This window comes from Rhodococcus sp. MS16 (genome assembly GCF_013277795.1).
GTDB classification, from domain to species: Bacteria; Actinomycetota; Actinomycetes; order Mycobacteriales; family Mycobacteriaceae; genus Rhodococcus_F; species Rhodococcus_F globerula.
Window position 1 is genome coordinate 16,024 of sequence record NZ_VBTM01000007.1, and the last position, 23,034, is coordinate 39,057.

Annotated in this window: 24 protein-coding genes and 2 pseudogenes; 14 read left to right on the top strand and 12 right to left on the bottom strand. The window is 61.1% G+C overall.

The window, feature by feature from the left end; genetic code table 11:
• Positions 1–765 precede the first annotated feature (765 nt).
• The 3 genes from FEZ60_RS19235 to FEZ60_RS19245 form a co-directional block, all read right to left on the bottom strand.
• The gene (locus FEZ60_RS19235) at positions 766–1,497 is read right to left on the bottom strand and encodes an IS6 family transposase (RefSeq protein ID WP_172936754.1); all 732 of its coding nucleotides are present in this window, start codon (positions 1,495–1,497) and stop codon (positions 766–768) included.
• A gap of 574 nt (positions 1,498–2,071) precedes the next feature.
• Positions 2,072–2,611: a hypothetical protein gene (locus tag FEZ60_RS19240; RefSeq protein ID WP_172936755.1), complete on the bottom strand. Its 540-nt coding sequence runs from the start codon at positions 2,609–2,611 to the stop codon at positions 2,072–2,074.
• Positions 2,612–2,656: 45 nt separating this feature from the next.
• Positions 2,657–3,196 carry a hypothetical protein gene (locus FEZ60_RS19245; RefSeq protein ID WP_172936756.1) on the bottom strand — a complete coding sequence of 180 codons (540 nt, stop codon included), beginning with the start codon at positions 3,194–3,196 and terminating at the stop codon, positions 2,657–2,659.
• A 521-nt stretch (positions 3,197–3,717) separates the two neighbouring features.
• On the opposite strand from FEZ60_RS19245, the gene FEZ60_RS19250 reads away from it, so the two are divergent.
• The 6 genes and pseudogenes from FEZ60_RS19250 to FEZ60_RS19275 all read left to right on the top strand — a co-directional run.
• Complete coding sequence (locus tag FEZ60_RS19250) at positions 3,718–4,272, top strand: hypothetical protein (RefSeq protein ID WP_172936757.1); 555 nt, start codon at positions 3,718–3,720, stop codon at positions 4,270–4,272.
• A 140-nt stretch (positions 4,273–4,412) separates the two neighbouring features.
• Positions 4,413–4,568: a hypothetical protein gene (locus tag FEZ60_RS19255; RefSeq protein ID WP_172936758.1), complete on the top strand. Its 156-nt coding sequence runs from the start codon at positions 4,413–4,415 to the stop codon at positions 4,566–4,568.
• Between the two features lie 160 nt (positions 4,569–4,728).
• Positions 4,729–5,079, top strand: a complete 351-nt coding sequence (locus tag FEZ60_RS19260; RefSeq protein ID WP_172936776.1) for a type II toxin-antitoxin system RelE/ParE family toxin — start codon at positions 4,729–4,731, stop codon at positions 5,077–5,079.
• A 5-nt stretch (positions 5,080–5,084) separates the two neighbouring features.
• Complete coding sequence (locus FEZ60_RS19265) at positions 5,085–5,390, top strand: helix-turn-helix transcriptional regulator (protein ID WP_172936759.1); 306 nt, start codon at positions 5,085–5,087, stop codon at positions 5,388–5,390.
• A 513-nt stretch (positions 5,391–5,903) separates the two neighbouring features.
• Positions 5,904–6,188, top strand: coding sequence for a hypothetical protein (locus tag FEZ60_RS19270; protein ID WP_172936760.1), 285 nt, complete (start codon positions 5,904–5,906; stop codon positions 6,186–6,188).
• Between the two features lie 377 nt (positions 6,189–6,565).
• A pseudogene (locus FEZ60_RS19275) lies at positions 6,566–6,736 on the top strand (ISL3 family transposase); the annotation flags it as partial.
• Positions 6,737–6,995: 259 nt separating this feature from the next.
• Here FEZ60_RS19275 and FEZ60_RS19280 read toward each other — a convergent pair.
• Positions 6,996–7,451 (bottom strand): hypothetical protein, encoded by a 456-nt coding sequence (locus tag FEZ60_RS19280; RefSeq protein ID WP_172936762.1) that lies wholly within the window; start codon positions 7,449–7,451, stop codon positions 6,996–6,998.
• A gap of 824 nt (positions 7,452–8,275) precedes the next feature.
• Between FEZ60_RS19280 and FEZ60_RS19285 the strand changes: the two genes are divergently transcribed.
• The 6 genes from FEZ60_RS19285 (at position 8,276) to FEZ60_RS19310 (ending at position 12,277) form a co-directional block, all read left to right on the top strand.
• Positions 8,276–8,476: a hypothetical protein gene (locus FEZ60_RS19285; protein WP_172936763.1), complete on the top strand. Its 201-nt coding sequence runs from the start codon at positions 8,276–8,278 to the stop codon at positions 8,474–8,476.
• A gap of 53 nt (positions 8,477–8,529) precedes the next feature.
• Entirely contained in the window at positions 8,530–8,679 is a 150-nt protein-coding gene (locus FEZ60_RS19290) for a hypothetical protein (RefSeq protein ID WP_172936764.1), read from the top strand.
• The gene (locus FEZ60_RS19295; protein ID WP_172936765.1) at positions 8,676–8,813 is read left to right on the top strand and encodes a hypothetical protein; all 138 of its coding nucleotides are present in this window, start codon (positions 8,676–8,678) and stop codon (positions 8,811–8,813) included. The genes FEZ60_RS19290 and FEZ60_RS19295 overlap by 4 nt, the downstream gene beginning before the upstream one ends.
• A 298-nt stretch (positions 8,814–9,111) precedes the next feature.
• Entirely contained in the window at positions 9,112–9,870 is a 759-nt protein-coding gene (locus FEZ60_RS19300; RefSeq protein WP_172936766.1) for an ANTAR domain-containing protein, read from the top strand.
• A 764-nt stretch (positions 9,871–10,634) separates the two neighbouring features.
• Complete coding sequence (locus FEZ60_RS19305) at positions 10,635–11,606, top strand: hypothetical protein (RefSeq protein WP_172936767.1); 972 nt, start codon at positions 10,635–10,637, stop codon at positions 11,604–11,606.
• A 5-nt stretch (positions 11,607–11,611) separates the two neighbouring features.
• The gene (locus FEZ60_RS19310; protein WP_172936768.1) at positions 11,612–12,277 is read left to right on the top strand and encodes an RES family NAD+ phosphorylase; all 666 of its coding nucleotides are present in this window, start codon (positions 11,612–11,614) and stop codon (positions 12,275–12,277) included.
• A 219-nt stretch (positions 12,278–12,496) separates the two neighbouring features.
• Here FEZ60_RS19310 and FEZ60_RS19315 read toward each other — a convergent pair whose 3' ends face one another.
• From FEZ60_RS19315 to FEZ60_RS33145, 5 genes are all read right to left on the bottom strand, one after another.
• Positions 12,497–12,988 carry a hypothetical protein gene (locus FEZ60_RS19315; RefSeq protein ID WP_172936769.1) on the bottom strand — a complete coding sequence of 164 codons (492 nt, stop codon included), beginning with the start codon at positions 12,986–12,988 and terminating at the stop codon, positions 12,497–12,499.
• 161 nt (positions 12,989–13,149) lie between these two features.
• Complete coding sequence (locus FEZ60_RS19320; RefSeq protein WP_172936770.1) at positions 13,150–14,055, bottom strand: BRCT domain-containing protein; 906 nt, start codon at positions 14,053–14,055, stop codon at positions 13,150–13,152.
• Positions 14,055–14,753: a 3'-5' exonuclease gene (locus FEZ60_RS19325; protein ID WP_172936771.1), complete on the bottom strand. Its 699-nt coding sequence runs from the start codon at positions 14,751–14,753 to the stop codon at positions 14,055–14,057. The genes FEZ60_RS19320 and FEZ60_RS19325 overlap by 1 nt, the downstream gene beginning before the upstream one ends.
• 184 nt (positions 14,754–14,937) lie before the next feature.
• Positions 14,938–15,993: a TerD family protein gene (locus FEZ60_RS19330; RefSeq protein ID WP_242484719.1), complete on the bottom strand. Its 1,056-nt coding sequence runs from the start codon at positions 15,991–15,993 to the stop codon at positions 14,938–14,940.
• A gap of 248 nt (positions 15,994–16,241) precedes the next feature.
• On the bottom strand, positions 16,242–16,766 hold the full coding sequence (locus FEZ60_RS33145) for a DUF3761 domain-containing protein (RefSeq protein ID WP_176607715.1): 525 nt from the start codon (positions 16,764–16,766) through the stop codon (positions 16,242–16,244).
• Positions 16,767–17,691: 925 nt separating this feature from the next.
• Here FEZ60_RS33145 and FEZ60_RS19340 point away from each other — a divergent pair.
• Complete coding sequence (locus FEZ60_RS19340) at positions 17,692–17,859, top strand: hypothetical protein (RefSeq protein ID WP_172936772.1); 168 nt, start codon at positions 17,692–17,694, stop codon at positions 17,857–17,859.
• Between the two features lie 604 nt (positions 17,860–18,463).
• On the opposite strand, the gene FEZ60_RS19350 is transcribed toward FEZ60_RS19340, so the two are convergent.
• A complete protein-coding gene (locus FEZ60_RS19350; RefSeq protein WP_172936774.1) occupies positions 18,464–18,910 on the bottom strand; it encodes a universal stress protein in 447 nt (148 codons plus the stop codon).
• Between the two features lie 491 nt (positions 18,911–19,401).
• Between FEZ60_RS19350 and FEZ60_RS19355 the strand changes: the two are divergent.
• Positions 19,402–20,292: pseudogene (locus tag FEZ60_RS19355) on the top strand (alpha/beta hydrolase).
• Positions 20,293–21,915: 1,623 nt separating this feature from the next.
• On the opposite strand, the gene FEZ60_RS32580 reads toward FEZ60_RS19355, so the two are convergent.
• Positions 21,916–22,245, bottom strand: a complete 330-nt coding sequence (locus FEZ60_RS32580) for a hypothetical protein (RefSeq protein ID WP_242484720.1) — start codon at positions 22,243–22,245, stop codon at positions 21,916–21,918.
• Between the two features lie 383 nt (positions 22,246–22,628).
• Positions 22,629–23,034: AI-2E family transporter (locus FEZ60_RS19365; RefSeq protein WP_172936775.1), on the bottom strand; the 406-nt coding region annotated here is incomplete at its 5' end.

Consider the following 23,034-nt stretch of genomic DNA (forward strand, 5'->3'; position numbering starts at 1 on the left):
AGGTCGTTGGCTTTGTCCGTTGGGTCGGTTCGGGTGTGTTCTGCATTTGCATCCGTGCAGATTCCAGTTCACGTTCTGCAGTATGTTCGGTGATTTCAAAGGAAATCGAAGACATACGGGTCGCGCATTAACTGCGTGCTGAGTGTGATCACAGTTTCCGGACGGAGGATGATCCTGGAGTTTTGAGGGTGCGCACCGGTTCGGCGACACACGCCGCTGTTGTTCTGATTCTGAAGTACGTTGCGGGACTGGTAGTGCTTGGCTGTTGTTCCGGCACACCAGCCCCGGTCGGACTGATCGCCCAGTTTGTCGAGCAATACCGTCACATGGTCCACGGCATTTGGCCAACGGGTTGTTGGCCAATTGCGTCCCTGTTCCAGGTACTCGGGATCTGCCGCGAGGATTTCAAGTTGGTCTTGAATGAATCGAATGCGTTGCGCCGCATAAGGGTACGCAGCGCAGGTACGAACGACGCAGCATCGTCACCTTCGGTGTCCCCAAGAGGATGCTCCGCTGCGCTGCGCTCTGTGAAAAGCAGTGATTTGTTCCTCCTTCTGGCCTTCCGATTCTCGTCGGCGGTGACCTGCACGCAACCCCTGGCGGCGCAAGCACCGGCCGATGACTCCGAGTGATTTTCGTCACTCGCAAGCTCCCGCCGAAATTTTCTCGGCCCAGAAGTTGAACTCCGGTCGGCTCTGTCAACTTAACTGAACGCAACTGGTGATCAACAGCATTCGGGCACGCTTGTGTTGGTGGGAAACCTGTTCAGGCGGCGGATACAGCGGTGACGTTATTCCAGGTGGCGAATCGGTCGGTCATTTCGGAGCGGTAGTTGCTTGCGGTGAGCTTGTGTCGGCCGGGTCGGAAGTGTGGCGAGATCGCACTGAACGCCGCCAGGGACCGTTGTGCTGCACCTGGTAAGCGGAAGAACTTCATGGCGCGTTCTCGCTGCCTGTTGGGTTGGTGCGAGTTTTCGGCCCGGTTGTTGAGGTACTTCGGGCGCCGATGTTCGACCGATGGCATCAACTCTCGATGCGCCACAACGTAACTGGCGAGCTTGTCGGTCACCAGCGCCCTCGGCACCCGGGCATGCTTGCGCATCAGCTTGCCGACGAAGCGTTTCGCTGCCTTCGCGTTGCGTCGCGACTGGACCAGAACATCGAAGACATTGCCGTCCTGATCGACCGCCCGCCACAGGTACTTCCGGATGCCACCGATCTTGGGCGAACACCTCGTCCAAAACCATGTGTCGCCGGGTTCGGGAGCGCGTCGGCGCAGGCCACGCGCGTAAGCGGCCCCGAACTTCGCGCACCCCACGCGGATCGTCTCCTGCGAGACGACGATGCCGCGAGCGAGCATCAGTTCTGCGACGTCCCGCAAGCTCAACGTGAACCGGTAGTACAGCCACACGCAGTGCGCGATGATCTCCGCGGGATAAGGGTGCCGTTTGTATAGTGACCGCGTCGAATCCACCCGCGTTTCGTCTCCACGACTCATCCGACGATCATCCCTGACTGGACGCCCAGTTAAGTTGACGAGGCCCGTGCGAGGGAATTGTGGAATACCTTCTTGGACATGGTCGCTCTGGTGACAGAACGGCGAGATGTTCTGCCGCGTCCACGGCACTCCCCTCCGTGGATATCCGTCCGCGAGGGCAGGCGACGCAGGTTGACAGCCCAAGCCTGGAGGTGATCAATATGCTCGGATGGTGGCTAAAGGATCTGCCGGACGAACGGCTCATCTTTCTGCAGTCTGTGACTCCGCGCGGATGGTGGTGGTAGGACCCTCATTGCACCTAACCTTCTAGGCGAGATTCGAACGCGCATTGCGCGTGAAACCAGCACACACCATTTACGTTGCAGCGATCAACACTGTCGGTCGGGGGTTCGGTGATCGCGAATTCCCCCAGGTGATCCCCTCCAGGGTTAACCGATGGCCATTACATGGACGCCCTTTGCGGCGAGGACGGGGGCGGGCTCGATCACAGTCCCGCGGGTCATCGGAGACCTCATCTGCGCGCATCACTGACACACGATCCCGCACTCAAGCCCGGTCACTGAGCACGCACGCTCTACGGGACGGGGAAGGTGCCGAGACCGGGGTTGACCAGTATCTGGTACCCGTCGACACGGGGAGCCGCACCGACGTCGGCGACCACGGCGATCGTGCCGCCGCCGGTGACCGCCGTCGCGGGGGCGTACCGGCACCAATCCTCCGGTGCGATGGGCCGACTGCGATCGAGCGGCACGCGTTGGAGCGTGGTGGTGCCGGCGGCGCCGGTGGTCAGGTTCCGCCAGTTCACCACCACAGCGATGCAGTAGGTCGAGTTCGTCGCTGAACGCTCTGCCCCAAAGGTCACCACGCCGGCTGCACCTGTCGTTGCTGACGGCGTCACGGTCGATAGCGGCGGTGGGTAGTCGCAGGCCAACACGGTCAGTAACAGGCACCCTGCGACGAACCGTACCGGGACCTGGAACGCCGTTGTCGTCGCTGCCGGGATCGGTGGCGTGTTCGCCGTCGCAGTGGCGGACGAACAGAGCGGGATGGCGAGCATGGCCACGGATACCGCAGCCAGGGCTACGAACGAACGACGAAGTGCTGCACGACGCATAGCGTTGGCCTCCCATAGTGGACAGGTTCCCTGCAAAGTGTGGGGCTACGGGACCTGGAAGGTGCCGAGTCCTGGGTTGAGCAGAATCTGGTACAGGTCGGGACGGAGGGCCTCGCCGATCGCGGCGATCGCGGCGATCGTGCCGCTGCCGGTGACCGCTGTCGCGGGGGTGTATTGGCACCGCTCTTCCGGCGCCGGCCGGGTGTAGTCGGACGCCTGTCGAAGGACAGTGGTGCCGGCGGCGCCGGTGGTCAGGTTCCGCCAGTTCACCGACACGTCGAGGCAGCCGAAAATGTTGACCCAGGTCGATGTTGGATGCTCCGCCACGAAGGTCACCATGCCCGGTTCACCCGGCGTCGCCGTCGGCGTGACGGTCGTCAGCGGCGGCGGGCTAAAGCACATGAACAAGTTGCTCCGGCATCCTGCGACGTACCGCACGGGGACCTGGAACGCCGTGGTCGTCGCTGCCGGGATGGGTGGAGGGTTGGCTGTCGCGGTGGCGGCCGAGCAGAGCGGGATGGCGAGCATGGCCACGGATACCGCTGTCCGGGCTACGAACGAACGGCGAAGTGCTGCACGACGCATGGCGTTGGCCTCCCGCGTTGGATCTATCCCGACCCTGGTGCGATGTCACGCTACTCGCTCGGTGGCTGCGCGGACCTGGCAATGGCGAACGGGAACAGGCCCCCGGCTAGCTGCTACGCGGCGGCCGTCATCCATCACCGCGTCCGCGATTAGCAGACACGCGCTAGTCGTAACTCGACACGCTGACGCATGGTGCGGCCAGCTTTCCCCGCAACGTGATCACTGCTCTGGGACTGTTACCGGCGCACGCTCACCGACTGCTCACCTGTCTGAGAAGGCATCTTGATGCGCTCACCGCCTGTGATCCGACCGGGCCGGCTGCCTTGCGGAAACTTCTCGATCTGCTCGCCCCGAACACCCCGGAGTAGGCGAATGCGTTGCGGCAGTTGAACACTTATGCGTTGGATTCGGGGCTTCGTTGGCCGGCCCCAGCGGATTCATGGAGACGCCGGTATTGCCCCGGTGTGTCATCAGGCGGCAGCGAGAACGGGGTGTCGGGCGGTTCTTCGAGGAGGTACAGCTTGTCGCCGATTGACATTGCGGGACCTTCTCTGACGTCATCGGATCCGTACCTGCATCAGGTATGCCGCAGCTTGCGGATGCTGAACATCCACCACCTACTTGGGATCTATTGCAGTAAAACGTATCTGAGGATTGGCGGCGGATTGGCGATTCGGAGAAGCCTGCGTTCGTACGCAGACCTCGACACGTCGCGTTTCACCACTTCTCCGACTGCGCTGTGTGAACATCAAGGACATGGTGATGACGTACCGAGATTTCAGTGGATTGTCGAGGAATATCCATGGGCGGAGAACAGCCTGTTCGTGACCTACGTTCAGAACGCTGACCCGCAGTCGGTGATCGACGCGTTGACGATTGAGGGCCTCGGCACTGCGACAGGTTTGACTGGGGTGAACGAGCGAGGTTGGGACGAGTTCTCGATTATCGGAGCGACACCGATCGGCACGTGGACGGTAGCGATCGCACCGGGGACCTTCGTTGGTGATGAGGAATTGGCCGCTGACGGTCGGACGACGAGCGCTCTCGCCTTCGAAGAACATCAACGCCGACTGTGAATTGACGGTGTGGGAAGACGGCAGCAAGTCAGTGTCGTTCGATCCTCTGCTCCGTACATGGTTCACCTCTGATGGAATACCGGATGTGTGGAAGTCGCGTATGGGTGAGGTGGGTATAGATCCAGAGGGGGGAGGGGCCTGTGAGTGATGGTCTTTTCCACATTCTGGAGGCGTCATTCGCTATTGCCGCGAACTACACCGGGTTCGTCACCACGCCCGAGATCTTGTCGTCCGCCGAGTTTGTGCTCGGAGACGGACACAACAGACTCACGACATGCAATCCGTGTGGGTGGTGACTGGTCGTCTCGAGATATGTGGCCGAGCGCTTCAAATACGAGCAGCGCGACTTTCTCGACGCACAGTGCCAAGGTTGATTTGGTGAACGGGTCTAGCTTGCCGCCAGTTCTACCACCCATAGGTGATATCACTTGTGAGTGATATTCTGTGGTCGTGTCTATCTGGATCGTGGATGTCGAATTCGTCGGGGACTGGCTCGACCAGTTGGATCAGTCGTCCTACGAGCAGGTCGTCGCCGCACTCGAACTGCTTCAAGAACGTGGCCCTCAGCTGGGCCGGCCCCTGGTCGACACGGTGAAAGCATCCCGCCACAAGAACATGAAGGAGTTACGCCCGGGATCGAGTGGGCGCTCGGAACTGCGCGTCCTGTTCGCCTTCGACCCCGAACGGAAAGCGATCTTGCTCGTCGCGGGGGATAAATCAGGTCAGTGGACGAAGTGGTACAAGACGAACATCCCGATCGCCGACGACCGCTTCGACACCCACCTCGATAGTCTGGAAGGAAAGTGAATGTGATGGCAAAGAGTCTCGACGACATGCTCGCCGCGCGGCCCGTCAACAGGGCTGCTGTAGAGGCGCACAAGGACCGCATGATCGAGGAGGTCAGGGCTTACCGGCTCAAGGAGCTCCGCGAAAGTGCGGCAATGACGCAGGGACAGGTCGCGGACCGTCTCGGTGTTGGTCAGAACCGTGTTTCCAACATTGAGCGCGGTGACCTCGCGCATATCCAGATCGACACCCTGCGCCGGTATGTCGAAGCAGTTGGCGGCTCCCTGCGGGTCGAGGTCGAGCTCGGTGATGACCGCTTCCAGATCGCCTGACATCTGACTGCCGCCGACTACCTCGTTTACGTCCATGCCTATCTCGTCGTCTTTACCCGATCAAGATCGTGACCTGGGTCCACAGGACGCTGGTTCCTCGAGAACCGCCCGCATTGGGTCCGCGACGTCACGTTCGGCTACTTGTAGAACGCGATTCGCGATATTTGGTGGGTTTTGCCGAACTCGGCGATGTGATGTTCTCGCCGGCTGCGTTTCGGATGATCGCGGATCGAACTCTGGATTCTTCGGAAACTCTGTGCTGCCATCCCCGTTGGTGGTAGGGATGGGCATGTCAGGGTTTGCGATGTCCTGAGTTCCGCACAGAGCTGTCATACATATCGAAGATGAGGCACTCCGTCCGAGCGATCCGTTGCTCGGCGACATACTTCAGGTCTTCGCGCCTGCGAGTTCGCGAATTGCCGTTGCGAGTGGGGCCCATGCGTGCACGGGTAGGTCGTGCCCGAAATCGGGGAGGATGAGTGTGCGTGAGCCGGGGATTCTGGAGGAAATCGTATGCGCAGCAATAGTTTTGATCAGAGGGTCATCTTCGCCGTGCACGAACAGGGTGGGACTGTTGATCTCGGTGATCGCCGGACCGCTCCACTGAGCTCCGATCTGTCGGCTCTGCGCCTCCTGGTCGTGAACCCCGGGGTCGGGATTGATTTCCAATCGTGCTCGCACTGCGGCCGCGTCGAACTCGCGGCGCGGGAGACCGTGCGTCGTTTCTGCTACGCGAACAGTGTCGAGGAGTTGTTGGGAGCGTCGACACCGGCCAACTATGCTGGACGAGTTCGCTGAATACCTTCACGAGCATTTCAACAATGGGCACACGTCCGCTGCTGCACTTTACGAAGAACTCCGAGCGTGGGGATATCGCGGCAGCTACAGCTCAGTCCGGGATTACCTTCGCCCGTTTCGCGGGATAGGGGCAGCTTCACCGTCCACACTGAAGGTGCCGAAAGTTCGGCGGATCATCATGCATGCTGCGGCATCCCGGCAACCTCACCGACGATGAGCAGATCAGGCGGGGCAGGTTTTCACCAGCTGCCCACATCTCGAAGTAGCTGCAGGACATGTCAAGCCGTTCGCGGAAATGCTCACCGAACGAATTGGTGCACAATTGAACTCGTGGCTCCCTGCCGTCTCGGCTGATGATCTCCCCGCACTTGCGCCGCTTCGCCTCAGGGCTCGACACCGATCACGCTGCAGTCCGTAACGGCCTGACACTGCCCTACAGTTCCGGCGCGGTCGAAGGCCATGTGAACCGGATCAAGATGCTCAGACGACAAATGTACGGACGTGCCGGGTTCGACCTACTCCGCAAACGAATCCCTTTCAGCGGCTGACGTATTCAAAATTGATCACGGAAAGTGGGCCAGAACCAGTTTTCACCTGCCGCCGACAATGGGGATCGAGCTACGAGCGCAAGCGGAATGAAATCTGACTGTTTCGTATCAGATTCTCTCAGAGGTCGCCGACCAGTACGGAACTCCGAGAGTTGGTCGAGGACCATCTTGCGGCGCGCTCAAGCTGCTCGCGGGGTGACGCTTGGTCATGATCTGCATCTTCTCCCAAATGGTTCATGCCCCCTTGGTGAATATTGGTTCACCACACTTTTCCTTCGTATGTTGCGGCACCGAGGGTCAGCAGTCGGGCGACCTCGACAGCGGGACGGCGCCACAATTGCGCTAGTTGTTCGATCGCGGTGACGGCGATGTCGAACAAGGATGGGACGAGATCGGCGTCGGTAGATTCTCGGGCTGGTACTTGCCGGTGAAGGTCGTAGTAGACGACGACGTTTTGCGCTTCGAGGAGTTGTCGGGGGCCGGGGAAGACGTCGCGCCTGCTCTGGCCGGATTGGCCGATGACGTCGTGGGGGTGGCTGTCGAGGTGGAAGGCGATCAGGTCCAGCACAGCTGCGCACAATATGGTCGCGGATTCATACCACTGTCGATTGGTCAGTGCGAGGGTCTTACGCAGTGCGTCGCAGCCTTCGTCATCAGCGCTGATGTAGGCGCAGATCAACGCCGCGCACTGCTGCACGTGGGTTTTCGAGGGCACGATCGTCTCCTTCGGCGGTGAACCTTCCAGGTACCCGCAGCGGGCCGTTTCTGCACATACTGACGCCTTCCGCTTGAGGGCAGCCCATTGCTTCCTGTCGGTGGTCCATGCCGAAGTGTCAGTGGAACTGACCCGGCCGCTGATGTCGGAAGGTGTCGACGGCCTTACTGCGCCACTGCGCCGGTGCCCGTCTCGCCGTTCTTGGCAAGTGGTCGTTCGAAGCGGCATTTCTCTGTAGTAGCCGGGGACGTGACCGATCTCGGCGGGAACGAAAACTGGCCGGCTCGGTCTTCGGCGCAGTCCGTGGGGTGGCCTTCGGAACGCGATCAGTCGCCAGGTGAAAGCCTTGGCGTCCGGCGTCCGGCGTCCGGCGTCCGGAGACCGGACAGTTCTGACGCGATGGCGGTCTGAGTGGCACTGTAAGTAACTGACACTGTAAGTAATCAGTGCGATTTGGACCTTCGCCCAAGTGGCGTCAACTCGCATGTGTGGTGTAAAACATCATAAGCACCAAACATGTGGCATGTGTCACATATGTTTGTTACTGCTGGACATACCTAGAACGTGCCTTGACACCACAGGGCCTTCGAGGGCCGGGCCATGTCGTAGGTCTGACTCCCAATCGAAAGGCCGCTTGTGCTGCTCCCGACGTCACTGACCGATCGTGTTTTTCTGCTCGGCGAGCCCCGCGATCAACCGACGCGTATAGAACTCGCTAACCCCGGCCTTCCAACATGACGTTTTCTGCACCTCAAACATCCTGGTCCACCCCCTCGAGTACCCAGCTCTCCACAGTGGACGGCTCAGGAAAGGCAAAGGGACACATGAACTCTCCTTCAACCGCCCGGGAACCGCGACCGGACGAATTGCGGGCATCTCGGTTCCGATCGACCTCGACCATCGCCCTCGGTTCCGCGTTGCCGGGCGCCGCACCCGCCTTGGTGCTGACCGGGTCGTTTGCACTGTGTGCACTCGTCGCGGTCCTCGTCGCCGCGTGCGTCGGTATCGCCGCCCAGATGATCTAACCGTCCACCGGCGCTGGCCGGCGCACCCGGAAACTACACACAGGAGTCCACACATGACAGCATCGAAGTCGACAGCAATTCCCGCGTACGTCTCACCGCGCGCGGCGATGAGTACCGCCGAGATCAAAGCCCGAATCGCGATGATGTTTTCCGACGATCCGGCATTCGTACCGGACGAATCCGGGACAAGGACGTGGGCATGAATACCAACGTGATCGAGCTGTTGCTGGTACTCGCTGCTGGGATCGGCGGCACCGCTGCCCTCCAAGCTGGTCTTCGGCGCCGCGACCGCCGTTCGTCCCGTCTGGGGACACAGCTGATGCGACCACGCCCGTAATCGACCAACGGAGCTGCTGCCGGAGATCGTCGGCCGGGCTTGGGGCTCGAACTTGTTGCCCGGCCTCGAACTTGTTGCCCAGCAGTAGCTCTCGGACGTCACCACACGACAGTGTTCCCGGCTCCGTCCGCCGCAGACCAGAGCATGCTTCAGTTTCCTGTCGGCCGGGCACCGATACAGCCGCCCCTGCCGCCGGGTGAAGTTTCTCGGGGCAATGTTTTCGGGAACCCGGAAGGGAAGGGGCGCGCGCCGAGCCACCTAACCCGTGGGGGCGAAATGTTTTGTAGGAGAAAGCGTCATGGCCGGTCACAGCACAGGATCGTCGCGGACGGAGCCCTTTCAGTCTCACAAGCCTTACAGGAGTTGTATCAGGAAACCGAACTCGCCCGAGAACTGCGATAACGAGCGCGAACTCAACATCTACCTCACCGGGTTGTGCCATCACACCGTCGAACTTATTCCCGGCGCGGCGATGGTCGGGGTAACGCTCCTCGATCCCCAGAGAACACCCATAACTGTCGCCCGCACAGTGTCGGCTGTGGAAGATCTCGACGCCGCGCAGTACCAGGCAGGCCGCGGTCCCGGGCTCGAGGCCGTCACCGCGGGCAGTGTCGTGACCGCCGATCGTGTGGACGCCGCACGGAGATGGCCTGAGTTCGCCCAGGTGGCGAGCACCTTCGGTGTTTCCAGCTTCCTGGCCACGCCACTTCCCTCGCTGCAGCCCGGGATGTCCACGGGCGCGGTGACCGTGTACGGCACCCGAGATTCCGAACTCCAGGACACGGACAACGCGTTGATGAACGTCGTTGTCGCTGCGGCCGGATATGCAATCGCCGGCGCCGAACGTTACCGCGAAGCGCGCAACCTCTCCCGGCACCTCGAACATGCTCTCGACTCTCGTGGCGTGATCGACCAGGCCAAAGGCATCGTCATGACAATGCACGGCGTCGACGCCGACACTGCGTTTCGGATGCTCACCGATATGTCGCAGCGCACGAACAAGAAGGTTCGGGTCGTTGCCGAGGAACTCATTGCCAGCATCTGCCTCCGGACGTGATCTTGTACCGATTGCGCGCATCAATGCGTGCGTGTGTGCGCACGAATGCATGCATGGATACGTGGAGCGAGTTGCGCGGTGACTTCGTCAATATGAGGCCAGGACACGGCAGGAAATCGGGATCGAAGTGTGCATGGTTAGTTCGGCGGGTTGCATGCCAGTTCAAATGTCGAACACCGGCGGGCTGGGCACAGTGACACCGAGAACCGCGGACGCAGCGATCGCCACTGCCACATTCTGCAGGCGCCGGCCGAGGGCTGGTGATCGCAAGACCCCTCTCCGAAATGTCGATGTATTCGCCCAGATCGTCACACGTTACGAGAGCGGAAGTCGGGCCCATGCTGTTCAGTAAGTGGTAAGAACCGATTCCGAGGAGGTCGGGCCATGTGCCGGCGCTATGCAAACACAAGTTGACCGGGCGTTATTCGGCTGGATGCACTGCTTCTAAATTGTGACGCCGCCCGATGCGTGCTGAGCGACTCCGTGGAGAGTTGATCACCTTCGCAGCTGTATCCGAATCCGCTACTGCCACTGGCGATTCGGGTATGTCACGCAGCTTCCGGGGTCCGAGACTCTGGGCAGTCTCCTAGGCCCGCGGCGGGTGGGGTTCTCGTAGGAAATGAGTGCCTCACTGGACATGTGACCTTACGATAATTACACTCGTCTATATCGTAAGAATCGTAGTTCTTGGTTTGGGGTGCGTCATGAGAAAAACAAGCGTTCCTGTGCAACACGAGCGCGTTCGGATTGTGAATCGGAGCGCGATGACGGGTCGGTTCGGGTCCATGGACGCAGCGAGCAGGTGGCCGGCCCGTACCGTTGGCACTCGTTCCCTTCGCAGCCCGTCACATTCCGTTCGAGGTGGGAACCGAGTTCCGTCGACGTCGCGGCTCGCCGGTGGCCGGGTCGACGGTTCGCCCGCGCGCCCGAAAAGCGTCGAGGAATGGGAGCAGGAGATCGCGGCCGTGGTTTCCTCGTTCGAGGCCGCATCGCGTCGCCCGGGCCACGGCATCGAGGTGGACTTCGAGTTGCGGTTCGATCTCCGCGCGACGGGGTTGACCCTGCACTGGATCACCGACGTCTTTCGTCGCGCGTTGGATGCCGCCGATCTTGCCGATACCGGCAGTGTGGTGATGCGGGCGTTGTTCGATACCAGCGATACCGATGTAGTCACCATCGGGCTGCACGTGCACCCGCGAAGTGCCCGTACCGCCGGCGACTTGGGGAACGACACCCAGTGGGCACGGCCGCCTGTGCGAAGTCTCGCCGATCCGGTCCCTGCTGCCGTGGCGGCAGGGGCCGACCGGAATGGACCCGATGTGGTCGAGTTGGAAACCGCGACAGGTAATCTCACCTACGGGTCCCCGCTCTCACTGTCGGGTGACACGATCTCCTCGATGGAGGTTTCGGAGATTCTCTCGCCGTCCGGGAGCGTGAATCGGGCCTTGGCCAACGCCAAGAGGAAGACCCATCAGCTCCTCGGGTTGAAGGTGGGCAACCAGTACCGGTATCCGGTGTTCCAGTTCGACCGCGAGCGTAAACAGATCCGCCCGGTCGCCGAGTATGCGAACCGGCTCCTGGAGTGCGATCTCGACCCGTGGGGGACCTTGGATTGGTGGTTCACCGAGAATCCGCTGATCGGAGACCAGCGGCCGGTGGACCGGCTCACCGCGCAAGCTCTTACCGAGGCTGATGTGGATGTGATGGTGGCGGCCGAGCAGATGGGCATGGACTGACCGAGGTGAGCAGTGAACGATACAACGGCAGGGCCCCGCAACTCAGGGTTCTCCCCGCAGGGACCGAGTTGCATCGGATCTCGGGGACAGCGTCCCCGTATCCACCGAACTCGTTCAATGTCGCTGGCATCCGCGCGCTCGGCGACCCGGTGCAGGGAAGGTTCGAGCCGATCGACACCTCCCACGGCGGCTACCTGTACGTGGCGTTGTCCCTCGCCGGCGCGGTCGCGGAAGGCATCCTCCGCGACATCCCCATCCCGCGCTCGGGGATCGTGCGACGCAGACGCCTCGCCGGCAAGACACACACCGCGATGATTCTGGAACGCGACATCACCGTGGCGTCCCTACTGGACGGCGATCTCCGATCACTGAACCTGTCGGGGACGTTGGTCGGCTGCGATCGCGGCGACTACACCTGGACCCGTACCACCTGTCATCAGATCCTCGATGCCGACCCGGACACCGACGGGGTGATCTACCGCTGCCGCAACAACCCCGCCGAACTCGCTCTGATGCTGCTCGACCGTCGATCCCTCGACTCGGCCGCCCTCAGCATCACGGCGTCGAACGATGTGCTGACCGATCCGGGTACCTTCGACGCCGTGGTCAAGGTGCTCGATGAGGTCCATCACCTGAAGTATGTCGGTTCTGGCCACGCCAGGCTCCCGTAGACGCATACACATGTCAGGTGTGGAGGATGCGCCGCGGCGCCGACGGCGATCGCTCAGAAGCGGTGATACGAACAGTGAGATACCGACTTGTGCAGCGTTATTCATGTTAATGACACTTCAGCCTTCAGGCTGTGCAACGACGGTCACGTCGATATTTCCCGCGTGCACGGGGCGCGGTCTCCACGTCGATCGCTGCGAACGTCAACGTCGGCGCAGGGTTCATCGCACGGCCAGAGGTAGCGGTCGCGGATTCGGGCCGGCAGGTTCGATCAGGAAAGGCCGTGCCAGGCGCTGTTTCTCGATCTGCGCCCACGCCTGGGCCAGTTCGTTCAGCCCCCGAGCCAGCGGGAACGAGTCTCCGGTTTGTTCGATGATCGTCTCGGTCCGGGGGACCGTAGCGGCAATTTCTTTCGGATGTGAGATTTCCGGCCACGTCGGCGGCACGAGTGTCTTGCGTGTCACGGCGTGGGAGTTGAAGCGGGCCTGCAACGCATCGCGTTCAGCAATGACGGCGTCGACGGTGGCGTCGATGTCGACTGTTCCTGCGGTGGTGATGTTTTCGCGTGTGAGGATGTCGGTGTCGTTGCACAGCACGACGTGCCGGCCCCGGATCAGGTTGACGATGGTGTCGGTGTCGTCAGGTTCGAGTACCCAACCGCCGAGAGGCGGGGCAAGCCGATGTCCGGTCCGACGTCGATGTGCCAGATGCATATTTTCCCGGAGGGTTCGTCGATCACCGCGAGGGGAAGTAGATAGGTGTGTGGTGCGGTGGTCACAGGAACTCCTACGAGAAGGGGATTGGACAGTGGCGCACTGACTGTAGGTCAGCGTCGTCACTGTCAGTGTCGGGGTGTGGGGCGTTGAGGGAAGTGTTAGTTGCGGGGTTTGCAGGTAGAGCAGCCCCATGCAATATCGCCGAGGCGTTCGGTGCTGATCCGGCCGCATCGACGGCAGCGCACGTGGTGCGGATCGTCGGGTAGCGACGGCGCCGTCAGCGGTCCGAGGTACTCGTACCCGTGTTCTTCCGCAACGGTTTTGGCCTTTTCGTACGGAACAGGTTCCACCTTGGCCCATGCGCCCTGCATTTCTCTGGACTGCGCCGCCCACGCTCGCCAGAAGCAGGCACGGCACGTCGGTTCCCCGTAGGTGTTTTTGTCGAGGGTGTATTCGAACCGGTAGTGCGCTTGGATGGTGCAGGTCAGGCATTCGGTCAGTTGCCAGTCGTCGGGGTGAGTGAACGATTCCAAGGGCGAAAGTCCGCCGCGGTTTTGTTGCTCGATGATGTGCTGCTCGCACCAGGTCGGTTTCGTTCGGGTCTTGAATGCAGCGGTGTTGGTGCAGTCGTCGACGGAGCATGTCTGGGTGGCCGGAATTGGTGTTCGGCGAAGCTGCCTGGGCGGTTTCGGGGGCTTTGGTTGTTGCGGCGGCTGGGGTTTCGGACGGAGAGCCATCGGGACCATGCGGAGGCGACTGGGAATGGGTGCAGGTGCAACGGCATCGTCGATGCCTTCCTTCGAGAGCAAAATTTCGGCTTCGTCGAGGGGCTTCCCGCCCAGGCAGCGAAGGAAATCATCTTCCGTCATCACTTCGATGTCTTGGCCCTTTTCCTGGAGTTCGAACGCTTTCCGGGCCTTTCCGGTGATATTCGAGCCCGGCTGAAGGACCGCAGGGTTGATGTCACCGACGACGAGTACGTTGGTCTGTTTCGTCGTCGACTTGCCGGCCACTGCGCCGACGCGTGCGCACTCTTCCCACGCGATCTGCCGTGTCATCGACATCAGCGCTCCGGTGAACACCACAACGCGGCCGTAGAGATAGCCGTCGGGATCGGCGTTCGGGTTGAGGTCAGGCTGAATGAGAGGGGAAGAACTGCCTGTGTTGGGGGAGGCCGCGACGCTGCCTTTGTATATGCCCTGGCCATTCGGCCGATGCTGACACCGACCGATGCGGCGAGCTCGTCGAGGTTCAACGCGCTCTGGGTGGCGGCGAGTCCGCGAACGACATCGACGACGGCGCGGGCGTCGGCGAGTGCGTCGTGGTGGTCCACGATTGCCTCTCCGAGCGCTTCGAGGACGTACGGCAGGCGGTAGGTCGGTAGCGACAGTGCGCGACGTGCAAGGACCATCGTGCAGAGAAACTGGATCTGCGGCCATTCGATGTTGTCCACGGTGCAGGCGTATCGGATGACGCCGATGTCGAATCCGGCGTTGTGCGCGACTACGACATCGCCCGCGATGAAATCGACGATGGCTGGTAGTACGTCTTTCCATCGAGGTGCGGTGACCACTATTTCTGGGGTGATGCCGTGCAGTGCGATGTTGAAGTGGTCGAAATGGTCGACCTGTTCCGGCGGTCGTATCAACCAGTGGCATTCCTCGACAGGGATTCCGTCGCGGACACGGACCAGACCGACCGAGCATGGTGAGCCGTGGTACGAATTCGCTGTCTCGAAGTCGATGGCCGTGTAGTTGAGCATGAGTCGTCCTACTTTGCTTCCGTTCGGTTCGCGAGTTCCACAGGAATTCGGCGAGTCTGGGGCTTCTTAGTACTACGGCCTGATTGGTGAATTCGGCTCGCTGCGTGGGTCTTTGGCCGATCGTTTGGATGTAGGCCGCGACTCATTGCGGTTGATAGCGGGGCGCGTGATTGCGTTGCCAATGTCAACGCGGTGCTACGTGCCACCGTTTCGGTTTGGTCCATGTTGCTTTGCAGAAGCTTTCGAGGCACTTCCCGTCTTCGGGGTCATCGATGATGCGGAACATCCACGGCCCGTAGAACTGGTAGCCGTCCTTGACAGCATTCTTGACGGCCATCCCGATATGGAAGATCAGCGCCTTGAGCTCACATGGGCCGGTGCCGACGCCGCCTCTCCACTCGGGCCAGTCCAGATCGGGACGATGACCGTACTGAGTCATCTTCCCGCCTTCCTCGAACACCATCCGGATACCGTGGGGCGGGCGGGTGTGACCGGGACGGACTGTGAAGGTCATACGGCGAGCGGTGTATTCGTTGATTTCGTCGGCAGGGTCGAATCCGAGTTCCCACCAAGTGTTTTCAGCTTCGATTTCGGTGTCGGTGTCGGTCAAGGCGACGTCGAACATCTGCTCGAGATCAAGATGAAGTATCTCGAAGCCCTCGGGAACGTTGTAGCGCGATTCCGCGCCGCCACGGTTGACGATGAACTCTTTCTTCACCGGGTGCACGGTGAGCACGGCTGATTGAGCCGGTGCTGCGCTGTGGATCCGCGGCAGCGTACTCAACGGCCGACCCTGCGTGGGTCCGCTCGTGTTCTTCTTCGTGTTCACTGGGATGGGGACTGTCTCGGCGGGGGCCTCGTCGACGGTGACGCCGTGCTCGGTGACGAGCGAGGCCAATCCTGTATCCCAGCCGGCGGAGATGTTCCGGGCTTTCCAGGTGTCGTTGCGGCGATAAATTTCCAGTAGTACTGCGGCGCGTTCAGTGCTCAAACCCGATGCGGCGGCGACTATGTGCGTTCCCGAGGGATCGGTGAGTGTGACACCGAGCCCCGCGATCGTGGCGAGGCTCCCCGTCACAGAATCATCCAATGAGACCGCAACGCGGAGAAACTGCACCACCGCGGGCACCTGATGGAGGTTGATGTCGACGCGGTCACCGCTGAGCGCAACTGCGCCCTCGGGAGATACAGGGGTGTTGAAGAAGATCAGGTCCTCGTCGGAGCGAACCTTCTCGTTCATTCCGAGCTGAAACACCAAAATGTCCACTGTGCCGGTGGCGACCCCTGACGCAGTGACGGTGATCGTGTGGTGGGGAGTGTCGTGTTTTCTCCGCGTGCGAGTGTCGCCATCATTGTGGTGGCCGAATCGGTTCGGCGCTACCTTTCAGGTGCTAGTGGGTTGGTCTCCCGCGCATCGGCGGGTGGAGTTCGATGGTCCGCGGAGGTGTTCCGCCAGGGCGATGCGCAGACTGCCGGGTTACATGCGGGCTAGAGCCAGCTGGCTACGCCCCCGTGACCCGAGCAGGTACCTCGGCGGCTTTGGCTGAAGCTGTAGGTGCCGTCACTACATTTCGCAGTGGCACCGGCGGGCGCTGAGGGTGCCTGCCGTGGGGAGGGAATGCAGTTGCCCGCGGTATTGATGTATCCGCCGGCGCATTCGCCTCCGCCGTCTCCGGAATTTCCGCCACCGGTCGTACCTCTTGACGGCGGCTGGGGCGGCGTGTACTCCGGTGCGGCGGCGGGCGGCACGAAGGGAGCAATCGCCACTTCGGTCGGTGTCATCGGGGCGAGAGTTGGGGTCGGCTCGAGTGTCGTCGTAATCGGCGGTGGGGGAGGCGTTGTCGTTGTCAGGCTGGCTGGTGGCGCGGACGTTGTGGTCGTCGTGGTGGTTGTCGTTGTTCGGGCGGTCGTCGTCGAAGAGGTGGTTGGTGTGGGAGCGGACGTCGACGTGGTGAGAATTCGGTCGGAAGTCGGGGCTGGTGTGGCGGGTGCAAGCGCGCCGCCGGTCAGCATCACACCGAACGCAATAACACTGACGATGACCGCAGTTCGCCGGTTCGGGATTCGAGCCCAACCGATGTGACCGCGTAGGAGTGCGATCACTCCGACGACGAGCGCGATCAAACCCACCAACACTAATAACGTGGCCACGATTTCTCCCAAAGTCAGCAATTCCAAAGCAATATTTTTGAAGATTCAACCACGGCGCTTTGGGTGAAATGTGAAGAGTGCCCTTTTCTGGGGTGCGGCCACGATGAGATAGCGCGTCACGCAGATGTCAAAGGACGTCGAAACGGGCGGGTGCGTCTGCGTGTGCACTCGCGCGCTCCTACTGTGTCGCCGGCACCGGTGCAGGTGCTCTGAATGTCGTCGGGCTCTGTGGTATGGCGCACCTGGATGTGGGGGAGGGCGCTGAGCGTTTGAGGGAGATGTGGGGGCGGTACGGCTGGGTGCAGCGCATCGGTTCCTGGCGGTGTTCAGCGCGATCTCGCCGCCGTCAACACGGAAGTGGCGCGACCTGGGAGTTGACAGACCTGCTTTTGGGTCCCGCATCCGATCTCGACCGATTTCGGTGACGAATCCCGTGCGGATGGCAGAGGGGACATCGCCGAATCAACCCCTTGGGCCTCGCCGTGAATAGACCGCTCCTGAACGGGTAGGCATCCGAACGGGGATGACGCAATAACCACGTCCACCTTGACCCCAGGATCACTACCTGCCCATGGCCGGGCTGTGCGGGAGGTTGCCGCCTTTGCCCCAACAACTCGAAGTAACCCGTTATTCTGCAGCCGAATCACAATCGACCGCCCCTGAGAGGCATGAGCACGCCACAAATCGACGGGGCACAGCTCGGGGAGGGAAATCGACCAGCACTCAGGATCTTCACACCACATCGTCGCGCGGTATTCAATATTTCCGGGGTAAGAGGATTGGCGACATGCACCAAAATCGTGCGGCGCGTTTCGACGGCGCACTTGCGCTGTCGGCCGGAGCACTCTCTGGTGTGGTTGTGGGTGCCACGACCGACAGCATATGGGAGGGAATCTCCACCGGTTCGGCAATTGCCGCAGCTTTTGTACTAGCCCGACTGCTCATACGGGGCTGACCCGAACGATCGTTACCGTCGCGATTGCACGCCGGTCCACTCCTGCCCTCCGAACCGCCGGAACCTGTGAACGAGGGTCTGTCTCTAGCTCCTCTAATGAGAGCTATCGACTCCGCATGAGGCAGGGCGGGTTCGGTTGATGTGCACTGAGTTCGAGGGAGTCGGTAAAGCTGGGCTCAGACATCTGGCTGATTCTCCTGATGCTCCATCTCGTACTCTATCGGAGTGCGCATTCCGAGGCTCGAATGTCTATGTTGGCGGTCGTGAAAGATCTCCAGGTACTCGAAAATGACGTTCGCCAGTTCAACTCGGGTACGCCACCGTTTTCGGTTCAATAGCTCGGTTTGCATTCTGCCCCAGAAAGATTCGATTGGGGCATCGCCGTAGCAGTCGCCGACGGATCCCATGGAAGGAACGAGACCTGATTGTTTGGCGGGATCGGTGAATGCGCATGAGGTGAATTGCACCGGTGATCGGAGGGCGAATTCAATTGGTCATCGCACGCTGGTGACTGATTAGCCACCAGTAGGGGCGTGGTAGGCCGTCTTGGCCCGTGTGCGTTGGTTCAGGTGTGGAGCAACATCGCTGGGACGGGTACCCCATTTTATGGGACGACGGTGACGGGCCACCGTCCGGTTTTGACCAGGCGGATGGCGACCGAGCCGTAGATTCGGTGTCCGAAGCTCGCGGAGGAGCCCACTACTATCGCGTCGGCGTGCAGCTCGTCGGCGATACGGATCAGTTCATTGGCGGGGTCACCGCGGAGGGTGCGGAATTGCCACCGGATCTGTTCGCTCGCTCCTAGTCTCGCGGTGGATCGTTGGATATACGTGAGGAGTTCGTCGGCGATCTCCTGGCCCGCGTCCACGATCGTTCCACTGAGGTTGGCGAATGCCGAGGTGATGGGTTGGACGTAGACGACGACGAGTAGTGATTGTTGTCTGCGGGCGAGACCTGCCGCGTAGGCAGCGGCGCGCCACGACGAATCCGAACCGTCGACACCGGCGAGGACGAGCGGGGAATCATCTGTTTCGTGATCGTTTCGGTTCATTGTGAGCTGAGTCCTCCTGAGCCAAGCGTAGATGCCTGCTGATGTCGACGACGTGGAGGACTTCCTTGTCGAAGCGGGCGCTCCGCGTCGGTGACCATGCGGAGTTGCTGGGTACGGAACTGGCGGACGGTGGTGCTGCGGGAGTTGGGGTGCCGGTCCACGACGAATCTGCCGCCTTGATCGATCAAATCTGCGGACTGCGCTTGGGCCGCGGTGAAAGCGTGTTGATGGAGGTAACACTGCGATGGTCGGGACAGGGCACGAGGGGTGCGAGGGGATTGTCCGCGACCACTGAATCTCACTTCGTCCTCGGAAAATGTGCGACGGTTCGGCGTGTCCTTTTTCAGGAGCGACCGCTGCGCTGGCGGGCAGCACAAACGCGTCGGACTTACGTCGATGTGTCAAGCAGCGGATGTGGGGTGAATCATTGTTCACTGTGTGGTGCACCATGATGGAGGATGCTCAACTCGATGATGGTGGTGCGGAATGTTATGGATCCCACAGTCACACAGTCCGAATTTTGCGGTGACGGTGTCATGCTTGTCGGCGACCGGTGGGATCCACCGACATGCGGTGCCGGCGGATCGGGGCATCGAGCGAAAAGGTGTGGTTCTGTTGTTGCACGGCGGCGGGCAGACCTGGCATTCCTGGCGAAACGCCGGTCGCAGCCTCGCCGTGGACGGCTGGTCCGCCATTGCTTTGGACGCGCGGGGACATGGGGACAGTCAATGGGCACGGGACGGGGACTACGGCATCGATGCGTTGGTCGCCGATGTGACATCGGTGATCGGCGAGCTGGGGGAGAAGCCTGCTCGGTGCGTCGATGGGTGGTATGACGTCGTTGATCGGGCAGGGGGAGAATCCGGATCTTGCTCGCGGTCTGGTTTTGGTCGATATCGCATCGAAGGTCGAACCCGGCGGTACCGCGGAGATCATGGCTTTTATGCATAGTGGTCTCGATGGTTTCGCGAGCCTCGATGATATTGCGGCATCGATCGCGGCGTATACCCCGAATCGTGCCCGCCGGCCCAACCCGCAGGGGTTGCGCAAGAACCTTCGTTTGCGTGAGGGCCGCTGGTATTGGTATTGGGATCCTGAGTTCCTTCGTCAGGGTGATGAACCCACTCGCCAGGCCGATTCGATTGTGCGATACGAACGCGCTCGCGGGGCTGCGGCTGCGGTCACCGTTCCAACGATGCTGGTGCGTGGCGCGCAATCGAATGTGGTCAGCGAAGAAGGTGCGAAGGAGCTGCTGGAATTGATTCCGACTGCCAGAGGGATCGACGTCATCGTGGCCGGTCATTATGGTCGCGGGCGATGACAATGATGTTTTCAGTGGCGGGTTGAAGGGGTTTCTCGACGAAGACGTTGTCGCACTCTGACCGATCGGACAGTCTCAAGGTATTCGAATGGCATTGTGAACGCGAAGGAGGCGATCGGCGGCAATGCTGCAGTGCGGCTCGAAAGCCTTTCCTGTGAAACGTGATTCCACTGGACAGTCCACGAGGTAGTGGACACGACGAGCACATATTGTTCACCAAACAACGTTCAGATGACAACACCGTTTTCTTCATTCTACGAGCGTATTCAGCGCAGCGAACACTCTCCGCAAGTTGTTGGTGAAGGCAGGCATCGAGGTCCCAACGTCCTGCCGAGAAGGGGTGTGAGGAACCTGCGAGACCGTTGTACTCGAAGGAGCACCCGAACACCGCGATGCTCTCCTCACAGAGGAGGAGCGCACAGAAGGCCAGGTTTTCTATCCCTGCGTTTCCAGGGCAAAGGGTACGCATCTCACCGCTGACCTCTAAACCTCGGAGGTCACGCGTGGTTGCGCCACAGGACTGGCACCGCTCGATTCGACCTGACCGACTCACAGGCGCGACACCTCTATCGGTAACCGGTTCAATTGTCTTGTACTGCGGGGCCACCCGGTTCCTCAGCTCAACCACAGAATGCCCGCGACGCACTTTTGTCGAGCAGGTCGTTGGGGTTGGACCAGCACATATTCTCGTCGTGCGCCGTTGTTGCGCGGTCTTCGGACGAATGTTCAGTTGTTTTGGGGAGAAGTCGGTTTCGTCGCCTGAGCACCTGTGTCGATGCATGTGTACCCGACGCCGGGTAGCCGGCGTGTTTCAGTCAACCGGGCATTTCGCAGGGGCAATTCTTGCGTCGCCCGGGGCGCAGCCGGTGCCGTGATCATCCGGTCAAGGCAGTGTCTCCACCTGCACATGATCACCTTCCGCGCGCGGAAAATGGCTGCTGCCATGGTAGTTAATCCTTGGCCGGCTGTGTTTGCGATATCTGCGGCCTCATGTACGTCAAGAGCAGCTTCACATGAGTGTGTATGGACGGGTCACAATTGCGTTGCGGGAGAATTGCATTCGCGTCTCGCGGGATCAAAGTCCAGTACGTAGGCACGTTGCGTGCGAAGCTTCTGCCATGTGGTGGATTGCCGAAATTATTGTCGGGTGGACCGCCGTGGGCGCGTACATGGCGATGTGGCTGGGCCGCGCCATCAACAATGCCGAGCTGCAGGAACCGCACTGCCTCTCGCGCTGAGCATTCCGGGCGGCGCCAGGCGGGAGTTTACTCGCCGCACCGGTAGCACTTGGCAGCTGGGAAATCGTGTTCATTGCGGGCACACTGCTCGGCCTGCACTGCGCGCAACTGGTCCGCTGGCCGCGCAACGAGGCGTCGGCGTCCTACACCCGGACGGGTAACCGAAGAAACCCAGTGTCTGAGGGCTCCTGTCTCGAGCGGGTCCGCTACGGGAGTGCCGGTGACAGTGACATCGAGGGTTGCCGGGTTTCCGACACCAGTGGTTGCGGTGATGGTGACGGGGAAGTTCCCTGCCGCGGTAAGGGTTCCGGCCAGGACACAGTCGTCGTTGAAGGTGTGTCCGACGGGCAGGGCGCCGGTGTCAACAGCGACGGCGGCGGCGACAGTCGGGGTCGAGGTTGCGATAGTCGGAGGTCATAGGGAGCGGGAGAAGTCATGTGTGGGGTTCACAGTTGTGCCAGCATGGGGAGTAGGGCGGCGCCGGTGGAGATGGTGATTCCTGCGGCGCCGGCAACGATGCCGAGTAGGGCCCGCAGTGATGCTGCTTCGTCGTCGGCTACCGAGGGCCGGGAGGTGGCGACGGTGCCGCAGAGCGCCGCGGTTATTCCCAGTGCGAAGCCGAGTCCGACTGTCCAGAACGTCGCAATGGACAGTGTCCCTAGGGCGATCGACGCGGCGGGTAGCCGCGAGCGGTGTTGCCTTTTGGGTTCGTTGCCGGCGACGGAGGTGCACATGGGCTTGTCGATAGGGAAGCTGCGGGGGGAGTTGGTGGTCATGTTCCTCCTTCGCGTGGTTGATGTGGTGTCGACGGGTATATGCGGCATTCCCGGTCTGGGTGTTTTCGGTTTGTTCGATCGAAGAAATTCGCGCGGCGTGGTCGAGGCCGCGCGAGCGGCTGATTGCCGCGACTCGACCGACGGCCTTTAGCTTGTGACGTAGGCCTCATCAGAATTTAGCACTCAGACGTATCGAGTGCTAACTCTTTTCGCTAGTAAATTCTTTTTGTGTTCGCTGATGCCGGCGATCCATGCGAATTCGGTATCGAGCGGTCGGGACGCGTTCGCCGGGTGTGAGGATGGGTCACCGTGACTTTTCTCTGGTGATGAAAGCAGTGTGAGCTGGCGTTCCGGTTGCGGGGTTCTTCGGGGTTCAGTGCTGTTTACTTGCGGTCCAGCTGGGGGAGGAGTGTTTCGCGGGCCAGTAGCAAGATCGCGGCAGCGATCGGGATGGCGAGCAGTGCGCCGACGATTCCGAGCAGAGCCCCGCCGAGCAGGACAGCAACGACCGTAATCAGGGGTGGTACTTGGACGGTCCGGCCGATGATGCGCGGCACGAGCACGTAGTCCTCGACGAGTCGGAGCATGATGAAGAAGGCTACGGTGGCGAGCGAAATAGGTAGTGACACAGTCAAAGCCACCAGTGCTACGACGATTCCGGCGAGCGTCGATCCGACTATCGGGATCAGGTCGAGTACTGCGACCAGTACGGCGAGCAATAGCGGGTATGGAACGCCGAAGGTGATCAGCCAGATGAAGGTGAGAATGGCGGTGATGAGCGAGATCAGG